At 72.5% G+C, this 16,541-nt stretch carries 14 protein-coding genes and 3 tRNA genes; 11 read left to right on the top strand and 6 right to left on the bottom strand.

The genetic code is table 11. The annotated features are described in order from the left end of the window. Nucleotides 1–24: 24 nt before the first annotated feature. The 3 genes from KBX34_RS01645 to arfB all read left to right on the top strand — a co-directional run bounded on the left by KBX34_RS01645 (nt 25) and on the right by arfB (nt 1,764). Nucleotides 25–897, top strand: coding sequence for a S1C family serine protease (locus KBX34_RS01645; protein WP_088946565.1), 873 nt, complete (start codon nt 25–27; stop codon nt 895–897). Between the two features lie 110 nt (nt 898–1,007). Next, nucleotides 1,008–1,304: a hypothetical protein gene (locus KBX34_RS01640; protein WP_210922843.1), complete on the top strand. Its 297-nt coding sequence runs from the start codon at nt 1,008–1,010 to the stop codon at nt 1,302–1,304. A 34-nt stretch (nt 1,305–1,338) separates the two neighbouring features. Next, a complete protein-coding gene (arfB, locus tag KBX34_RS01635) occupies nt 1,339–1,764 on the top strand; it encodes an alternative ribosome rescue aminoacyl-tRNA hydrolase ArfB (protein WP_099851126.1) in 426 nt (141 codons plus the stop codon). 13 nt (nt 1,765–1,777) lie between these two features. On the opposite strand, the gene KBX34_RS01630 is transcribed toward arfB, so the two are convergent. Together KBX34_RS01630 and KBX34_RS01625 are read right to left on the bottom strand one after the other, a co-directional pair. Then, nucleotides 1,778–2,644 (bottom strand): 3-methyladenine DNA glycosylase, encoded by an 867-nt coding sequence (locus KBX34_RS01630; RefSeq protein ID WP_210922841.1) that lies wholly within the window; start codon nt 2,642–2,644, stop codon nt 1,778–1,780. A gap of 33 nt (nt 2,645–2,677) precedes the next feature. Then, nucleotides 2,678–4,153, bottom strand: a complete 1,476-nt coding sequence (locus tag KBX34_RS01625; protein ID WP_210922839.1) for a hypothetical protein — start codon at nt 4,151–4,153, stop codon at nt 2,678–2,680. Between the two features lie 172 nt (nt 4,154–4,325). On the opposite strand from KBX34_RS01625, the gene KBX34_RS01620 reads away from it, so the two are divergent. The 4 genes from KBX34_RS01620 (at nt 4,326) to KBX34_RS01605 (ending at nt 5,764) form a co-directional block, all read left to right on the top strand. Beyond that, nucleotides 4,326–5,129, top strand: a complete 804-nt coding sequence (locus tag KBX34_RS01620) for a fumarylacetoacetate hydrolase family protein (RefSeq protein ID WP_099851131.1) — start codon at nt 4,326–4,328, stop codon at nt 5,127–5,129. A gap of 108 nt (nt 5,130–5,237) precedes the next feature. Then, nucleotides 5,238–5,309, top strand: a tRNA-Gln gene (locus KBX34_RS01615). A gap of 135 nt (nt 5,310–5,444) precedes the next feature. Further along, nucleotides 5,445–5,517: transfer RNA gene (locus KBX34_RS01610), tRNA-Glu, on the top strand. Between the two features lie 174 nt (nt 5,518–5,691). Next, nucleotides 5,692–5,764: transfer RNA gene (locus tag KBX34_RS01605), tRNA-Glu, on the top strand. A gap of 198 nt (nt 5,765–5,962) precedes the next feature. Here the strand turns inward: KBX34_RS01605 and KBX34_RS01600 are convergent. Continuing rightward, a complete protein-coding gene (locus KBX34_RS01600; protein ID WP_007456408.1) occupies nt 5,963–6,649 on the bottom strand; it encodes an IclR family transcriptional regulator in 687 nt (228 codons plus the stop codon). Between the two features lie 49 nt (nt 6,650–6,698). On the opposite strand from KBX34_RS01600, the gene leuC reads away from it, so the two are divergent. From leuC to KBX34_RS01580, 4 genes are all read left to right on the top strand, one after another. Continuing rightward, the gene (gene leuC / locus KBX34_RS01595) at nt 6,699–8,144 is read left to right on the top strand and encodes a 3-isopropylmalate dehydratase large subunit (protein ID WP_210922837.1); all 1,446 of its coding nucleotides are present in this window, start codon (nt 6,699–6,701) and stop codon (nt 8,142–8,144) included. Nucleotides 8,145–8,158: 14 nt separating this feature from the next. Continuing rightward, nucleotides 8,159–8,746, top strand: coding sequence for a 3-isopropylmalate dehydratase small subunit (gene leuD / locus KBX34_RS01590; RefSeq protein WP_210922835.1), 588 nt, complete (start codon nt 8,159–8,161; stop codon nt 8,744–8,746). A gap of 172 nt (nt 8,747–8,918) precedes the next feature. Further along, nucleotides 8,919–9,623, top strand: a complete 705-nt coding sequence (locus KBX34_RS01585) for an HU family DNA-binding protein (RefSeq protein ID WP_210922833.1) — start codon at nt 8,919–8,921, stop codon at nt 9,621–9,623. A gap of 140 nt (nt 9,624–9,763) precedes the next feature. Next, on the top strand, nt 9,764–11,686 hold the full coding sequence (locus tag KBX34_RS01580) for an endonuclease/exonuclease/phosphatase family protein (RefSeq protein WP_210922832.1): 1,923 nt from the start codon (nt 9,764–9,766) through the stop codon (nt 11,684–11,686). A 44-nt stretch (nt 11,687–11,730) separates the two neighbouring features. Here the strand turns inward: KBX34_RS01580 and KBX34_RS01575 are convergent, their stop codons facing one another. Genes KBX34_RS01575 through KBX34_RS01565 form a run of 3 tightly spaced genes read right to left on the bottom strand, consistent with a single transcriptional unit; the run spans nt 11,731 to nt 16,496 of the window. Next, the gene (locus KBX34_RS01575; RefSeq protein ID WP_088946575.1) at nt 11,731–12,609 is read right to left on the bottom strand and encodes an NUDIX hydrolase; all 879 of its coding nucleotides are present in this window, start codon (nt 12,607–12,609) and stop codon (nt 11,731–11,733) included. After that, nucleotides 12,597–14,117 carry a CYTH and CHAD domain-containing protein gene (locus tag KBX34_RS01570; RefSeq protein WP_210922831.1) on the bottom strand — a complete coding sequence of 507 codons (1,521 nt, stop codon included), beginning with the start codon at nt 14,115–14,117 and terminating at the stop codon, nt 12,597–12,599. The genes KBX34_RS01575 and KBX34_RS01570 overlap by 13 nt, the downstream gene beginning before the upstream one ends. Nucleotides 14,118–14,141: 24 nt before the next feature. After that, on the bottom strand, nt 14,142–16,496 hold the full coding sequence (locus KBX34_RS01565; RefSeq protein ID WP_210792138.1) for an RNA degradosome polyphosphate kinase: 2,355 nt from the start codon (nt 16,494–16,496) through the stop codon (nt 14,142–14,144). Between the last annotated feature and the right edge of the window lie 45 nt (nt 16,497–16,541).

Below are 16,541 nucleotides of genomic sequence, written 5' to 3'. Positions count from 1 at the left end.
CGACGTCGACCGTGAGGAGTACGCATGGCAGTGCAGACCGGACTGGGCGAACCGCGCGGTCCCTGGTTCATCTCGCCGGAACTCGACCCGGACGGGCGCGGGTGGTGGGACCCACCCGAGCGGGAACCGGGCGGGCGACAGCCTGGGCGGCTACTCGCCGTGCTGGCCGTGGTGGCGGTCTCCGCGGTCTCCGGTGCTCTCGCCGGTGGCGTGGTGGCCAGCCGGGACGGGGCTGGGGGCCCGGCAGCGGCGTCCGCCGCCCCGGTGCCGGCCGAGCTGGTCACGGCGGCGGAGCGGACCGTACCCGGGGTGGTGTCGGTGCTGGCCGGCGGCGGCGCGACCGGCGGGTCCACGACCAGCGGGTCCGCGACCGGGTCGGGCTTCGCCGTCGACGACCAGCAGCACCTCATCACCAACGACCACATCCTGGCCAAGGGGGGCGGTGGGCCGGTGACAGTGGAGCTGCCCGACGGCCGCCGGTTCGCCGCCGAGGTGGTCGGACGGGAGCCGCGCAGCGACCTGGCCGTGCTGAAGGTGCCGGCATCGGCCGGGCTCACCCCGTTGCCCCTGGCCAAGCCGGGAGCGACCCGGGTCGGTGAGCCGGTCCTCGCCGTCGGTTCGCCGCTCGGCCTGGCCGGGACGGTCACCGCAGGCATCGTCAGCGCGTTGGACCGCGAGGTGCGGCTGGGCAACAACCGGCACACTGCGGTGCAGACCGACGCCTCCATCAACCCCGGCAACTCCGGTGGGCCCCTCGTCAACGCCCGCGGGGAGGTGGTCGGGGTGAACACCGCGATCGCCACCATCGACGGAAACGGATCGATCGGCATCGGCTTCGCCATCCCGATCGACCAGGTGCAGCAGACCGCCGACACGATCATCGGCAAGGGTGGCTGAGCTGCCCGGACGGCCTCGCGGCGGGCGGTGGCAGCGCGGCCACTGTCAGATATCCGGCGGGACAGCATCGGGCCATGGAAATATTACGGTCGGTATGGATACTGGCGGAGGTGGAGAGTCCCCTTCTTGCGGTCCTCCTGCTGGTGGGCCTGGTCATTGGATGTGCAGTGGGGTCGGCGTACGCCCGGGCACGATGCGGGTGGAACGATTACCAGACCGTCAAGAAATCGGTGCCGGGCGCCCGTCGAGGCGCCTGGACACTCGTCCGTGGGCTCGTCGTCAAGGCCGCGGTGATCGCGCTGCTGCTCTTCGGCGCGGTGGCGTACGCGGCGGTCGGCGCCGACGAGGAAACCGCCGGGCCGACGCCCAGCCAGTCCCCGCCGCAGAGTGAGCGTCCGCACCGATGACCCCCGGCGGGTCGTCGCGGGTTAGCCTCGGGGCGTGGACGACGGACTGCGGGTGACCGACCGGTGGGTCGTCCCCGCCGGGGAGCTGCGGGAGCGTTTCTCCCGCTCGTCCGGGCCGGGTGGGCAGGGAGTGAACACCGCGGACTCCCGGGTCGAGCTGAGCTACGACCTGGCCAACTCGCCGGCCGTGCCCGAGTGGCTGCGGTCGCGGGCCCTGGCCCGGCTGGCCAACCGCCTGGTCGACGGGGTGCTGACGATCGCCGCCAGTGAGCACCGGGCCCAACTGGCCAACCGGGAGGCGGCCCGCGAACGGATGACCGCCCTGCTGCGGGAGGCCGCCGCACCCCCACCGCCGGCCCGCCGAGCGACCCGCCCGTCGCGGGGGGCCAAGGAACGCCGGCTGGCTGAGAAGAAGCGCCAGTCCCAGCGCAAACGCGACCGCCGCGCCGACGACGACTGACCGGTCGACCGGCTCAGGCCGGGACGGCGGCGAGCAGCCGGTCGCGCAGCACAGCGGCCCGGTCGGCGAACCCGCGTTGCGCCGCCGCGTACTCCGCCCGACCCTCCGGCGTCTCCACCCGCACCGGCGGACAGCCCAGCGCCGCCAGGTCGTACGGGCTGGCCCGCATGTCCAGCGTGCGGATCTCCCGGGCCAGCTCGAACGTGTCGGCCACCAGTTCCGAGGTGACCAGCGGGGACAGCTTGTACGCCCACTTGTAGAGATCCATGTTGGCGTGCAGGCAGCCCGGCTGTTCGAGTGCGTGCTGCGTCTCCCGGGTCGGGGTGAGCAGGTTCAACTGTCGAGCCGGCGGCGTGAAGAACCGGAACGCGTCGAAGTGGCTGCACCGTACGCCGCGCTCCTCGACGACCGCGGCGGTCCGCTCCGGGGTCAGCCGCAGCGGCCAGGCGTTGTGCCGCAGCTCCTCACGGGTCTGCCGGTAGACCATCGCCCACTCGTGCATCCCGAAGCAGCCGAAGTGCGGGGCCCGCCCGGCGGTGGCCGCCAGCAGGGAGCGGATCCAGGTGATCGACTCGCCGCGCCGCGCGCGTACCGCATCGGTGTCGAGGGTGACCCCGGCGGCGGTGGCGCGGTAGTCCCGGCCGAACTCGGCCGGGTCGGCGTCGCGCAGCTCGACCCCGGCCCCCGGGTGCCAGCGACGGAGCTGGGCCGGGCGGTGCGAGTAGTAGGTGAACAGGAAGTCGGCCACCGGATGCCGCTCACCACGCCGCCGGCGGGCCAGGTGCGGCGTCAGCCAGACGTCCACGCGCTCCTCGTGGGCCCGTCGGCGGGCCTGCCACTGCGCCACGTCGAGCACGGCGGGGGCGAGGGCGGCGGTCACGCACCCAGGGTACGACCGCCGCCCGCACACCGGTCAGGGCATGTGCACCCGGACGCCGGCGGAGAACACCCCGCTGCGCAGCTCCAGCTGCTGGGGCGGGTCCCGCCCGTCGACGGTGAAGACCAGCGGGAGCACCATCCGGGTGCCCGCAGCCATCGGGTCGGCGAAGATGTCCCGACCCAGGTTGGCCGCCCGGGTGGCCGGCTCGTCGGTGCTCACCCAGCGCCCGCCGGGCAGGTACGCCCGTTGCAGCTGACCGTGCCAGGGCTGGTGGTCCCCGGTGACGTTGCGCACACCCACTGTGGCCTGGCAGCGTCGACCGTTGGCCGGTGCCGCACCACCGCCGTCGGTCTTCGCGGCAGAGCCGGGCGCACCACACGACATCCGGTACACGGTGAACTCGAACGCCGACTCACGCAGCGGCACACCCACCGGTCCGGTCACACCGCTACCCCTCCACGCGCCGCTGGACGGCTGCTTCTGCGTGTCGATCTCCGAGACCTGCCGGGTCGCCGTCCAGCCGGCGGTGCCGACGACACCGGCCAGCACCACGACGGCGGCACCCACCAACAACCAGACCGGCGGGGTACGCCGACGACTCGCCGGCCTCGGGGCTGCCGGACGCGGATAGATCGTCCCGCGATCACCCTCCGGCCCGCCGCTGGTGGCCAGTGCGGCAGCCGTCACCCGACGCCCGCGCCGACGTCGCCACACCCACAGCAGCGCGGCGCTGACCAACAGCAGGACCGCCAGGCCGGCGAGCAGCACCGGGTACCGCCGCCAGGGCGGCGCCTCGGTGACTTCGGCCGCCGGTGCTCCCGCCGCCTTCCAGGTGGCCGTCGCGCAGTCGTACGGCCGGCTGCCGTCACTGGTGAACGCGCAGGCCGGCGCGGTCAGCGGCTGGCCCGGCGCGGTCGCGGCGAGGGCGGTGCCCAGCGTGGTGCTGCTGTGCGCCGGCAGCCGCAACCGCCAGGTCACCTCCGTGCTGGACCCGCCGGCGCTGGTGGACCGGCCGCCGGCGCTGATCGCGGTCGGCGACGAGCCGGCCGGCAGCTCCTGACGCACAGTGGTGTCCACCGGCGCGTTGCCCACGTTGCGCACCTGGATCCGGTACCTCGGCGCCGGGCTGCTCTCCGGCGCGACCGCCACCGTGACCTGTTGCGGGGGCGCTGACGCCGGCGCCCGGGAGGGCGGTGCCACCGCCGGTGGCGCCGAGGGCGGGGTGGGCTCGGTCAGCCACGCGACCACCGCGACCGGCGGCTGCGTGACGGTCGGCCCGGCGGTCTCCGCCGGTGGCCGCGCGGCGCCCGGTCGTGGCGTCGCGGCGACTGGCGGCGCCGCAGCCGACGACCGTGGCGTCGCGGCCGCTGGTTGTGGCGTGGCGGCCGGTGGTCGTGGCGTGGCCGCCGCCTCCGGGGCCGCCGACGGCAGGGCCGGCACGGCGGCGAGGATGCCGAGGCAGTGTACGAACACTGCGAGGGCTCTGTGGTGTCGTGTCGATGCAGGCATACGAACGAACCTCCGGAGCCGACGGTAGGGGCGAGTTGCCTCCGTGCGGGTACGAAGTCGGGAAGACCGCCCCGCTCACCTCCTGCTCCGATAGGGTGCCGCGCTGAAGTGTTGCGCACACCGCACGGCCGGTCCTGGCCGGTGGAGGTGTCGGCGGGGCTAGATTGGCCGGGTGCGTATCGCTCGTTTCGCCCATGCCAAGGGAATGTCGTTCGGTGCCGTCGAAGGCGAAGCGGAGGCCGGGCCGCAGGGCCTGACCATCGCCGAGATCGAGGGCCACCCGTTCGGCAAACTCTCCTTCAGCGGGGCCCGTTGGGCCCTTTCCGACGTTCGGCTGCTCTCGCCGATCCTGCCCAGCAAGGTCGTCTGTGTCGGCCGCAACTACGCCGACCACGCCGCCGAGCTCGGCAACGACGTGCCCAAGGAGCCGCTGCTCTTCCTCAAGCCGTCCACCTCGGTGATCGGCCCCCGCGACGCCATCCGACTGCCGATCTTCTCCAAGCAGGTCGAGCACGAGGCGGAACTCGCGGTCGTGATCGGGGCACCGGGGGCGCGCCGCGCCGACCGGGCCGCCGCCGAACGCGCCATCTTCGGCTACACCTGCGCCAACGACGTCACCGCGCGGGACCTCCAGCGCTCGGACGGGCAGTGGACCCGGGCCAAGGGCTTCGACTCGTTCTGCCCGATCGGTCCGTGGATCACCACCGGTCTGGACGTCTCCGACGTGGAGATCCGCTGTGAGGTGGGTCGCAACCCGGAGGAGATGGAGGTACGCCAGCTCGGCCGGACCAAGGACATGGTCTTCGACGTGGCGGGCCTGGTGTCGTACATCTCGCACGTGATGACTCTGCTGCCCGGAGACGTCGTTCTCACCGGCACTCCGGCCGGGGTTAGCCCGCTTGTCGAGGGGGATACGGTCACCGTGCGGATCGAGGGCATCGGCGAGCTCACCAACCCGGTGGTTCCCGTCGCCTGATCCGTCCGATGCCCCTGTTTTCGCAGCTCACGAGTGGTTCGGGGGGATCGGATTTGGCCAGTCGGCACCGGGAGGGTAAAGTTCACTCCCGGCGCCGCAAGGTGCCAATGGGGTATGGGGTAATTGGCAGCCCGACTGATTCTGGTTCAGTTAGTCTAGGTTCGAGTCCTGGTACCCCAGCGCTGCTGGAATTCGCGAGAGTTCCAGACGCTGGATTCTGACGGAGTTCGACTCCGCCCCTTCGGGGGCGGAGAGTGGTCTTCGGTAGAGTGCAGCTCCTCCGCCCGCACGGGTGGGGGAGCAAAAGCTAGTTCTGGCCCCGTCGTCTAGTGGCCCAGGACGCCGCCCTCTCAAGGCGGTAGCGCCGGTTCGAATCCGGTCGGGGCTACATTGTGCACAGCCCGTCTCACCTGGTGAGGCGGGCTGTTTTGTTGTCCGCTTTGCTGTCCGCGCCGGCCCGCTGTGCGCCCTCTGTGCGCCCGCACCCCGCGATCACGCCGGCGCGACGGTGCCGCTAGACTACAGCCGTGCCGCCCGCGAGGGCGGTGAACGGAAAAGTTCTGGCCCCGTCGTCTAGTGGCCCAGGACGCCGCCCTCTCAAGGCGGTAGCGCCGGTTCGAATCCGGTCGGGGCTACAACACCCAAAGCCCGTCCCGCCAATGGCAGGACGGGCTTTCCCGTACCCCACCCCCCACCCCCGGCCCCGGCCGCATCCACCTCTGCCTCGGTGATCAAGAGCTTTGCGTCACCGCTTTCGGCGTGTCATGACGCAAACCTCTTGATCACCCGCGCTGGGTGGGAGGGGGCGGGGACAGGGGTGGGTGGGGGACAGGTTAGAGGCCGGAGAGGCGTTGGCCGGCTCTCACCACTGCCATGGCGTGGCGTTCGCCGGGGCGGCGGCCCAGGCGCTCTATCGGGCCGGAGATGCTCACCGAGGCGATCACCCGGCCGGTGCGGTCACGGATCGGCGCGGAGACGCTCGCCACACCGGCCTCCCGCTCGGCGACGCTCTGCGCCCAGCCACGACGGCGTACCTCGGCAAGGGTCCGGCCGGTGAACTTGCTGCGCGGCAGCAACGGCATCACCGCCTCCGGCGGCTCCCAGGCGAGCAGGATCTGGGCCGCGGAGCCGGCCGTCATCGGCAGCACCGAGCCGACCGGAACGGTGTCCCGCAGGCCGCTGGCGCGCTCTGCCGCCGCCACGCAGATCCGCTCGTCGGCGCGGCGCAGGTAGAGCTGTGCGCTCTCACCGGTGGCGTCGCGCAGGGCGGCCAGCAGTGGCTCGGCGGCGGTGAGCAGAACGTCCGGTGCGGCGTTGGCCAGCTCACCCAGGCGGGGTCCCGGTCGCCACCTGCCCTGGGTGTCGCGCACCAGCATCCGGTGAATCTCCAGGGCCTGTGCCAGCCGGTGCGCGGTGGCACGGGGCAGCTTGGTGCGTTCAACGAGTTCGGCCAGGCTGGCGCCGTCGACGCAGGCGGCCAGGATGACCACCGCCTTGTCGAGAACGCCGACACCGCTCATACTGTGTCCCACAAGCCGAAACTTACCTCCCAGAATTTAGGATGTCCAGATGGTGGGAGTCACTCCTGAGCCGAGGACCCTGGCCGAGAAGGTCTGGGACACGCACGTCGTACGGTCCGCCGCTGGTGAGCCGGACCTGCTCTTCATCGACCTGCACCTCCTGCACGAGGTGACCAGCCCGCAGGCGTTCGACGGGCTGCGGCTCGCCGGGCGCCGGGTGCGTCGTACCGACCTGACCCTCGCGACCGAGGACCACAACACCCCGACCGGGTACGCCGACCCGGCGTTCCGCCTCCGCCGTGGTGACCTGCTCACCATCGAGGACCCCACGTCGCGTACGCAGATCGAGACGCTGCGCCGCAACTGCGCCGAGTTCGGGGTGCGGCTGCACCCGCTCGGTGACGACAACCAGGGCATCGTGCACGTCATCGGCCCGCAGCTCGGTGTCACCCAGCCGGGCATGACGATCGTCTGCGGCGACTCGCACACCGCCACCCACGGCGCGTTCGGCGCGCTCGCCTTCGGCATCGGCACCAGCGAGGTGGAGCACGTGCTGGCCACCCAGACGCTGCCGCAGAGCCGGCCGAAGACGATGGCCGTGAACGTCACCGGCCGCCTCGCCCCCGGCGTCACCGCCAAGGACCTGGTGCTGGCGTTGATCACCCAGGTCGGCACCGGCGGTGGGCGCGGGCACATCGTCGAGTACCGCGGCGAGGCGATCCAGGCCCTCTCCATGGAGGGGCGGATGACCATCGCCAACATGTCCATCGAGTGGGGCGCCAAGGCCGGCATGATCGCGCCGGACGAGACCACCTTCGCGTACCTCAAGGGTCGGCCGAACGCGCCGCAGGGCGCGGACTGGGACGCGGCGCTGGCGTGGTGGCGGACGCTGCCCACCGACGAGGGCGCGCGCTTCGACGCCGAGGTGACCCTGGACGCCAGCCGGGTCACCCCGTTCGTCACCTGGGGCACCAACCCCGGCCAGGGGGCGCCGCTGAGCGCGCCGGTGCCGGACCCGGAGGAGTTCACCACCGACTCGGAGCGCGCCGCCGCGCGTCGCGCCCTGGAATACATGGACCTGCGCCCCGGCACCCCCCTGCGGGACCTGCCCATCGACGTGGTCTTCGTGGGCTCCTGCACCAACGGTCGTCTGGAGGACCTGCGGGCCGCCGCCGACGTGCTGCGGGGGCACCAGGTCGCCGACGGCGTCCGGATGCTCGTGGTGCCCGGTTCCGCCGCAGTGCGGGAGGCCGCCGAGGTCGAGGGGCTGGACAAGGTCTTCACCGACGCCGGGGCCGAGTGGCGGTTCGCTGGCTGCTCCATGTGTCTGGGGATGAACCCCGACACACTGAAGCCGGGCGAGCGCTCCGCGTCCACCTCGAACCGCAACTTCGAGGGCCGTCAGGGCCGGGGTGGGCGTACCCACCTGGTCTCCCCACCGGTCGCCGCCGCCACCGCCGTGGTCGGCCGGCTGGCCGCCCCCGCCGACCTGTAGAAGGGACCGAGGAGATGGACAAGTTCACCACCCACACCGGCACCGCCGTGCCGCTGCGGCGGTCCAACGTGGACACCGATCAGATCATCCCCGCCGTGTACCTCAAGCGGGTGACCCGGACGGGTTTCGCCGACGGGCTGTTCAACGCGTGGCGGGAAGATCCGGAATTCGTGCTCAACGATGACAGCTATTCCGGGGCGTCGATCCTCATCGCCGGCCCGGAGTTCGGCACCGGCTCCTCCCGGGAGCACGCCGTGTGGGCCCTGCGGGACTGGGGCTTCCGCGCGGTGGTGGCCCCGCGCTTCGGCGACATCTTCCGTGGCAACGCCCTCAAGGAAGGCCTGTTGCCGGTCGAGTTGGAATTGAAAGCCGTCGAAGAGTTGTGGGATCTGGTCGAATCGGATCCGACCACGCCGGTGAGCGTCGACCTGACCGCCCGCCAGCTCCGGGCGGGGGACGCCAGCTGGTCGTTCCCGCTGGACGACTTCAGCCGTTGGCGGCTGCTGGAGGGCCTGGACGACATTGGACTCACCCTTCGGCACGCCGCCGACATCGACTCCTACGAGGCGCGTCGACTGCCGTTCCTGCCCTCCGTGGCATAGCCGTACGCCCGCTCACACAGCGAATTCCACCCCCATCGGTCCAACCGGTGGGGGTGAATCCGTTACGACACAAGGGCTTTTTTCTACCGAATGTTTGTGTCTAGGCAGCACAGGGCATAACGTGCGCGCAGAATGGCTCGCGTCGAGTCAGTTGCACAATCGGGAGGAAGTCGTGAACAAGGCCGAGCTCATCGAGGCGCTCGCTGTTCGCCTGGGGGACCGGAAGATGGCGACGGCCGCGCTCGACGCGGTCCTCACCGAGGTCCAGGCGGCAGTCACCAAGGGCGAGAAGGTGGCGATCACCGGATTCGGAGCATTCGAAAAGCGTGTACGTGGCGCGCGAACAGCGCGCAACCCTCGTACCGGCGAGGCGGTGAAGGTCAAGAAGACGTCAGTCCCGACCTTCCGCGCTGGCGCCGGGTTCAAGGAGATGGTGGCCAGCGGCAAGGTGCCGAAGGCCACGGCGGCGACGAAGAAGGCCGCCACCAGCACCGCCACGGCCAAGGCGGCCGGCACCAAGGCAGCCGGCACCAAGGCGGCTGGCACCAAGGCTGCCGGCACGAAGGCCGCTGGCACCAAGGCGACCGCGGCCAAGACGGCCGCCAGCAAGAAGACCGCCCCGGCCAAGGCGAGCAAGAGCACCACGACGGCCAAGACGGCCGCCAGCAAGAAGACCGCCCCGGCCAAGGCGAGCAAGAGCGCCACGGCGACCAAGACGGCCGCCAGCAAGAAGACCACCGCGGCGGCGAAGAAGACCACCGCGGTGACCAAGTCGACCGCGGCGAAGAAGACCACCGCGGCGGCGAGCAAGAGCGCGGCGGCCAAGAAGGCGCCGGCGAAGAAGGCTCCGGCCAAGAAGGCGGCCAGCAAGCGCTGACCGACCTGTTCCGAAAGGGCGTCCACCCGTGGGTGGGCGCCCTTTCGGCGTACGGGGACCGTTGACCCGCTCGCCTCGCTCGCGCAGAATCGCCGTGCCGGTCCCCCTCCGCCGGCCCGTCGACGCGAAATGGGGCGCCGGTGCGCTACCGCCAGCTCACCACCGGGACGCTCGCGCTGGGCGTCATCCTGCTCATCGACGTGCTGCGGGTCTGGCTGCCCGGCATCATCACCATCTTCGGCCAGGCGGCGTCCACGCCGGCCGAGCTGATGGGCGCGTTCGCCCTCGGCTGGTTCGTGCTCGCGCTGGGCGCACCCGCTGTGGTCCACCGGGTCGGCGCCCGCCCCGTCACGGTCGTCGCCGCCGTTCTGCTCGCCGTCGCCCGGCTCGCGCTCACCGCAACACCCGGCGGGCGTACGCAGCTCTGGTTGGCCACCGCCGGGCTGCTCGCCGGGCTGGTCTGGCTGGTCGGCGTCGCCGCCGACACCGACCGCCCGGTTCCGGGGCTCGCGTTGGGTTTCGCTGTCAACGCGGCCCTGCACGCGGTGTTGGACACCGTCGACCTGGTGTGGCGGGGCGGCTGGTTGGCCTGGCTGCTCAGCTCCGTCGCGGTCGTGCTGTTCGTGCTCGGGACGGCGCAGCCCGGCATCCGTGCCGATGGCGTGACCGGTACCGGTGGGGTGCGGGCCTGGCTGCTGGCCGGGCCGGCGCTGCTGCTGGCCGCAATGGTGGCGCTCTCCCCGGCACTGGCCCGGACCGGGATGTCGTACCTGGTGGCCGGGGACGGTGTGGCTCGTTCGCCGCTGTTCGGCCTGGCACCGGTGCCGGTGGCGGTCGCCGGGTTCCTGTGTACCGCGTTGACCCGACCGCCCCGGGGGTGGAGCCGCGCGTACGGGCCGGTGGCGCTGCTGGCCGGCGCGGTGCTGTTCGCCCTCGACCGGGGTGACCTGCTCCTCCCGGCCATCCTGCTCGCCGCAGTCGGTCTCGGTGCCTGCCTCGCGCTGACCGACGACGCCAGCGGCCCGGACAGCGACGCCGGCGACACCGCGAACGCCAGCGACAACGCCAGCGCCAGAGCGGCCCGCCGGGGGTACGCGGTGGCCGCCGGCATGCTCGTCTTCGCGCTGGGGGCGGTCGGGTACTACTCCGCCTACGACCTCGGTTACCCCAACGCGGCGGTGCCCGTGCTGGTGGCCGGGCTCGTCGCCGTCGTGGCGTTCGCCGCCCGTCCCGTCGTGCACCGGCTCCCCGGGCCGTTTCCGCCACTACGGGCCGCCGCCGCGGTCACCGCGCTGGCCCTGCTGGCGCCGGTGCTCGCCGACGACATCCCGGTGGCCAGCAACCGGGACGGCCCGCCGGAGCGGCTGACCGTGGTGGCCTACAACATCCGGATGGGTTTCGGGCTGGACGGCCGGTTCGACCTGCCCGGCCTCACCGAGGTCGTCGAACGGCAACGACCCGACGTGGTGCTGCTCAGCGAGGTGGACCGCGCCTGGCTGCTCAACGGTGGGCACGACACCCTGGACCTGCTGGCGGGCCGGCTCGGTATGCCGTACGTCTTCGGGCCGGCCGCCGACCCGGTCTGGGGTGACGCGGTGCTCAGCCGCTGGCCGATGCGTGACCCGCGCAGCCTCCCGCTGCCGGCCGTCGGGGCGCCCACCGGTGCGCAGGCCCTCGCCGTCACGCTGGACCTGGGTGACGGTGTCCGTACCGCCGTGGTCAGCACCCACCTGCAACCGCCACCGGGGCGGGGCCCTGTGGTGCAGGCCCGCGCGGTCGCGGACTTCGCCACCCGGTACGCGGCCGGCCGACCCCTGGTTGTCGCCGGCGACCTGAACACCGAGCCCGGCGACGAGGCGTACACGGAGTTCACCGACGCGGGCCTGACCGACGCGTTCGCGACCGCCCGACCGCTGGCGACCAGCCCGGCGGACGACCCGCGCCAGCAGATCGACCACATCTTCGTCTCGCCCGGCCTGACTCCCGGCGACCCGGTGGCGCCCCGCAGCACGGCCAGCGACCACCTGCCGGTCGCGGTGACCCTGACCCTCCCGCCCCGCTGAAACGCCCTACAGGCGGTCGACGGCCCTACAGGCGGTCTACGGCCCTACAGGCGGTCGACGGCCAACAGGCGGTCGGCGGTGAAGGCAAGCAGCCAACCGCCGCCCTTGGGCGTCGTGAAGTCCTCGTCGGTGCGCCCGGTGAGCTGCTCCAGGGCGCCCGGCAGCACCTTGCCCTGGCTGCAAACCGCCACCTGCCCACCGGCGTTGGCCAACTCCAGCAGCCGAGCGGCGGTGGCGAGGATCTGCTCGTCGCTCTGCTGGCCGGGCTGGGGTTCGTCCAGGTCGCCGCAGATCTCGATCGGCAGGTCGAGCAGCGCCGCCGCCGGGTCCAGTGTCTGCACGCACCGTCGCGGTGACGCCGACACCAGCCGGGACGGCCGGATCAGGGCGACCAGGTCGGCCAGGGCGCTCGCCTGGGCCCGTCCCTCGGCGTCCAGGGGCCGCCCGACGTCCGGGCCGGACCAGGTGGCCCGCTTGCCTGCGTGCGCGTGCCGGACCAGCGCGACAGTCGCGGTGACCGGCGGCAGCGCGGCGAACGCCGCCAGGACCTCGGCGTCGTGCGGGTAGCTGACCAACCGGATCGCGTCGTCCACCGCGAGCCAGCGCATGTCGTCCACCTCGGTGTCCGGTTGGAAACCGCCGCTGGCCACAGCGAGCATCGACCAGTAGTCGACGAGCTTGGCCTGCCCCTCGCTGCGGTACCGCACCGACGGCAGCCGGACCTGCGGTACGCCCCGCACGTCGGACTCCTCGGCCACCTCACGGACCGCCGCTGCCAGCGCGTGCTCACCCGGCTCCAGCTTGCCCTTCGGCAGGGTCCAGTCGCCGTAGCGGGGGCGGTGCACCACACAGACGCGTACGCCGTCGGGGGTCGGCCGCCAGGCCACCCCGCCCGCCGCCCGGATGCCGATCACGGCAGCCAACTGGTCCGCCGTCGCCGGGTCGCCCGGTGCCAGGCGGCCGGAAGGAGGCCGCGTGTGCGGTGTACGGACCCGCGTTCCCGCTCGGCGAGCCGCCCGGCGGTGACCGCCAACTCGTGGTCGTCCGGCCGCTCGGCCGCGATCTCCAGCCAGGTGTCCGCCGCGACTGCCGCATCCTGGTGCTCGCCGAGCACGTCCTGCACCTGGGCCAGGGCGCGGGACAGTCGACGCGCACCCTTGCCGACCGTCGGTGCCACGGCGTTGACCGCGTAGCGGGCCTGTTTGGCCTCCTTGCGAACGGCGTGCCAACTGTCGTCCGGCGACTGTGCGTCGAGCCCGTCGACCCCGTCCGGCCCGGTCAGCCGCGTCCACGGACGGGCCACCAGCGCGGGCAGCGCCTCACCCGCGGGCGCGGCCGCCCTGCGGGTCAGCCGGGGCGCGCGGGCGGCCAGCACCAGGGAATCCACCAGGGCCAGGTAACGCGCGGAGCGCAGCGCCTCGTCGATGGCAGCGTGCGCCGTCCGCTGCCGTTGGGCGAGCACCTCGTCCAGGCGGTCCACCGCGCCCTCGTCGAGCGGGCTGAGCGGGTCGGCGTCGGCGGTGCGGCGCAGCCGTGCGCGCAGCACCTCGGCATCGCGGGCCGCGCCGAGGACACCGGCCAGCCAGCGCAGCTCGTCACGCAGCGGACGGGACCACGTCTTGCGGAGCAGCGGCCTGAAGGTGCGCAGGTCACTGCGCAGGCGTCGACAGGCGACCCGCATCTGGTGCACGGCGGTGTCGCCACTGGCGGCCGGGGCGCGCAGCCGGACCAGTGGGTCGTGCGCCAGCAGCCGGCGGATCTCCTTGCGGACCGCTTCGGTCACCACGTCGCCCGCGCTCGCCTCGGCGGGCAGCCCGGCCGGTGCGACCAGGTCCGGATCGGCCTGCGCCGTCTCGCCCAGCGCCCGTACGTGCTTCGGGGTGAACGACCCGCCCCGGGCACCAGCCTCGCGCAACACCGCGCCGATCCGGTCGAGCAGCTCGCTGTCGCCGGCCTTGCGTTCCGCCTCCACCTCGCGAAACGTATCGGTGGTGGCGCCGGAGTCGTCCAGCACGGTCACCCGGTCGTCCACCACCTCGGCGAGCACCGTGCCGGCCTTGTCACACACCTCGTACGCGTGCCGCACCGTCCGCACCACAGTCACCGGGGCCAGCGGCGCCCCCCGGTGCAGGACGGTGACCAGCTCCACCAGCTCCGGTGGTGGCCGCCCCTTCGGCCCTGGACGGGAGATCTCGTGCCGGACACCCGGTGTCCCGGTCGGCAGTTTCACCGTCCAGGGCAGCTCGTCGCCCTTGCGGTGGCGCAGTGAGGCACCGGCGCGGGCCAGCCGCAGGTCGACGGTGTCGAGATAGCGGGCGACCAGCGTCACGGGTGGCAGCGCCCGGACCCGACCCCCGGCCGGGGCCGTGGCGGCCAGGTCCGGCAGCACGTAGGCGTCGTCCACCTCGTACTTCTGCTCCTCCTCGACCATCAGCTCAGCCTATGCGCTGATCGTTCAGCCGGCCGTGCCACCGACGCGGCGCAACAACAGTTCCTGCAGATGCACCCGGGCGTTGTCGTCGGCGCTGGTCCGCCGGGTCCAGCTGCCGTCGCCGGCCAGCTCGAACGCGTCAACGTCCGGGCTCATCGCGGCGGTCAGCACGTGGTCCAGCTCGGCACGGGCGATCGGGTCGGTCACCTTCACCAGCGCCTCCACCCGACGGTCCAGGTTGCGGTGCATCAGGTCGGCCGAGCCCATCCAGAACTCCGCCTCGCCGTTGTTGCCGAAGCGGAAGACCCGCGAGTGCTCCAGGAAACGGCCGAGGATCGAGCGGACGCGGATGTTCTCCGACAGCCCGGGCACCCCGGGACGCAGCGTGCACATGCCCCGGATGAGCAGGTCGACGTGGACGCCGGCCCGGGAGGCCCGGTACAGGGCGTCGGTCACCCCCTCGTCGACCAGGGAGTTGACCTTGAACTGGACCAGGCCGGGCATGCCCAGTCGGACGTGCGAGATCTCCCGCTCGATCCGCTCGATGAGGCCGGTGCGGATGCCCTGCGGGGCGACCAGCAACCGCCGGTAGGCGGTCTGCCGGCTGTAGCCGGTGAGGACGTTGAACAGGTCGGTGAGATCGGCGCCGATCTCCGGGTCGGCGGTGAGCATCCCGAAGTCCTCGTAGAGTCGGGCGGTCTTCGGGTGGTAGTTGCCGGTGCCGATGTGGCAGTAACGGCGGATCTGATTGCCCTCCTGGCGGACCACCAGCGCGGTCTTGCAGTGCGTCTTCAGGCCCACGAGGCCGTACACCACGTGGCAGCCGGCGCGTTCCAGCGTGCGGGCCCAGCCGATGTTGGCCACCTCGTCGAAGCGGGCCTTCACCTCCACCAGCACCACCACCTGCTTGCCGGCGGCGGCCGCGTCGACCAACGCGTCGACGATCGGGGAGTCGCCGCTGGTGCGGTAGAGGGTCTGCTTGATGGCCAGCACGTTCGGGTCGGCGGCGGCCTGCTCGATGAAGCGCTGCACGCTGGTCGCGAACGAGTGGTACGGGTGGTGCACCAGGATGTCCCCGTCGCGCAGTGTGGAGAAGACGCTGCGCGGCACCTCGCCCTCGGCGAGCCGGGGGTGGGTGGAGGGCACGAACGGCGGGTCCTTGAGGTCTGGCCGGTCGGCCTCGCCGTAGACCTGCCACAGCGCGGACAGGTCCAGCAGTCCGGGCACCCGCAGTACGTCCTGGTCGTCCATGTCCAACTCGCGGACGAGCAGCTCCAGCACGTGGTCGGAGATGGACGCGGCCACCTCCAGCCGGACCGGTGGACCGAACCGCCGCCGGGCCAGCTCCCGTTCCAGGGCCTGCAGCAGGTCCTCGTCGCGGTCCTCGTCGACCTCCACCTCGGCGTTACGGGTGACCCGGAACAGGTGGCACTCGACCACCTGCATGCCGCTGAACAACTGCCCCAGGTGCACCGAGATCAGGTCTTCCAGGGGAAGCATCCGTACGCCCGGCTGGCCCCTGTCGACCCGGACGAAGCGGGGCACGTTGTTGGGCACCTTCACCCGCGCGAACAGCTCGGAACCGCCGTTCGGGTCGCGGACCGCCACCGCCAGGTTCAGCGAGCGCCCCGAGATGTACGGGAACGGGTGCGCCGGGTCGACCGCGAGCGGGGTCAGCACCGGGAAGATGTGCTCCCGGAAGTAGGTGCGCAGGCGTTCCCGCTCCGGGTCGCCCAGCTCGCCCCAGCGCAGGATGCGGATGCCCTCGTCGGCCAGCTTGGGCAGCACGTCGTCGACGAAGCAGGCGGCGTGCCGGGCACCCAGTGCCGCGGTGCGCTCGGCGATCAGCTCCAACTGGGTACGCAGGGGCAGCCGGTCCCCGCCGCGCACCGGCAGGCCGGCGGAGAGGCGCCGCTTCAGCCCGGCGATCCGCACCATGTAGAACTCGTCCAGGTTGCTGGCGAAGATCGCCAGGAACTTGGCCCGTTCCAGCAGTGGGGTGCGCTGGTCCTCGGCCAGGGTGAGCACGCGGGCGTTGAAGTCGAGCCAGGAGAGCTCCCGGTTGAGGAACCGGTCCTCCGGCAGCGGCGCCGGCGGCTCGTCGTCCTCGTCATCGGCGCCGGTCGGTAGGTCGCCGGGCAGGACCTGGTGGACGCCACCGGCGGTCGGGCCGGCAGCCTCGACGCTCGGCGTGGGGTCGAGGACCTCGTCCAGCCCGGAGGAGGCGGCAGCCGGGTCGTCGGCGAGGGTGTCGGCGCGGGCGGCGCTGGCCCTCTCCGCGCGGGACGGGCGGAAGCGGCCGTCGGTGCCGCGCGTGCGGGAGCCGTTGCGGAGGTCGGTGGTGGGCGGGTGGGCCGGTTGCTCGCGAGGGGTGCTCACCCGCTCATAATCACCCGATTACGGTGAACGCAAAATGAACTTGGG

Origin of the sequence: Micromonospora sp. M61, from assembly GCF_018070245.1 — a bacterium.
GTDB classification, from domain to species: domain Bacteria; phylum Actinomycetota; class Actinomycetes; order Mycobacteriales; family Micromonosporaceae; genus Micromonospora; species Micromonospora zamorensis.
Note: the sequence above shows the minus strand (reverse complement) of the source record. Positions and strands in the feature narration are given on the sequence as shown.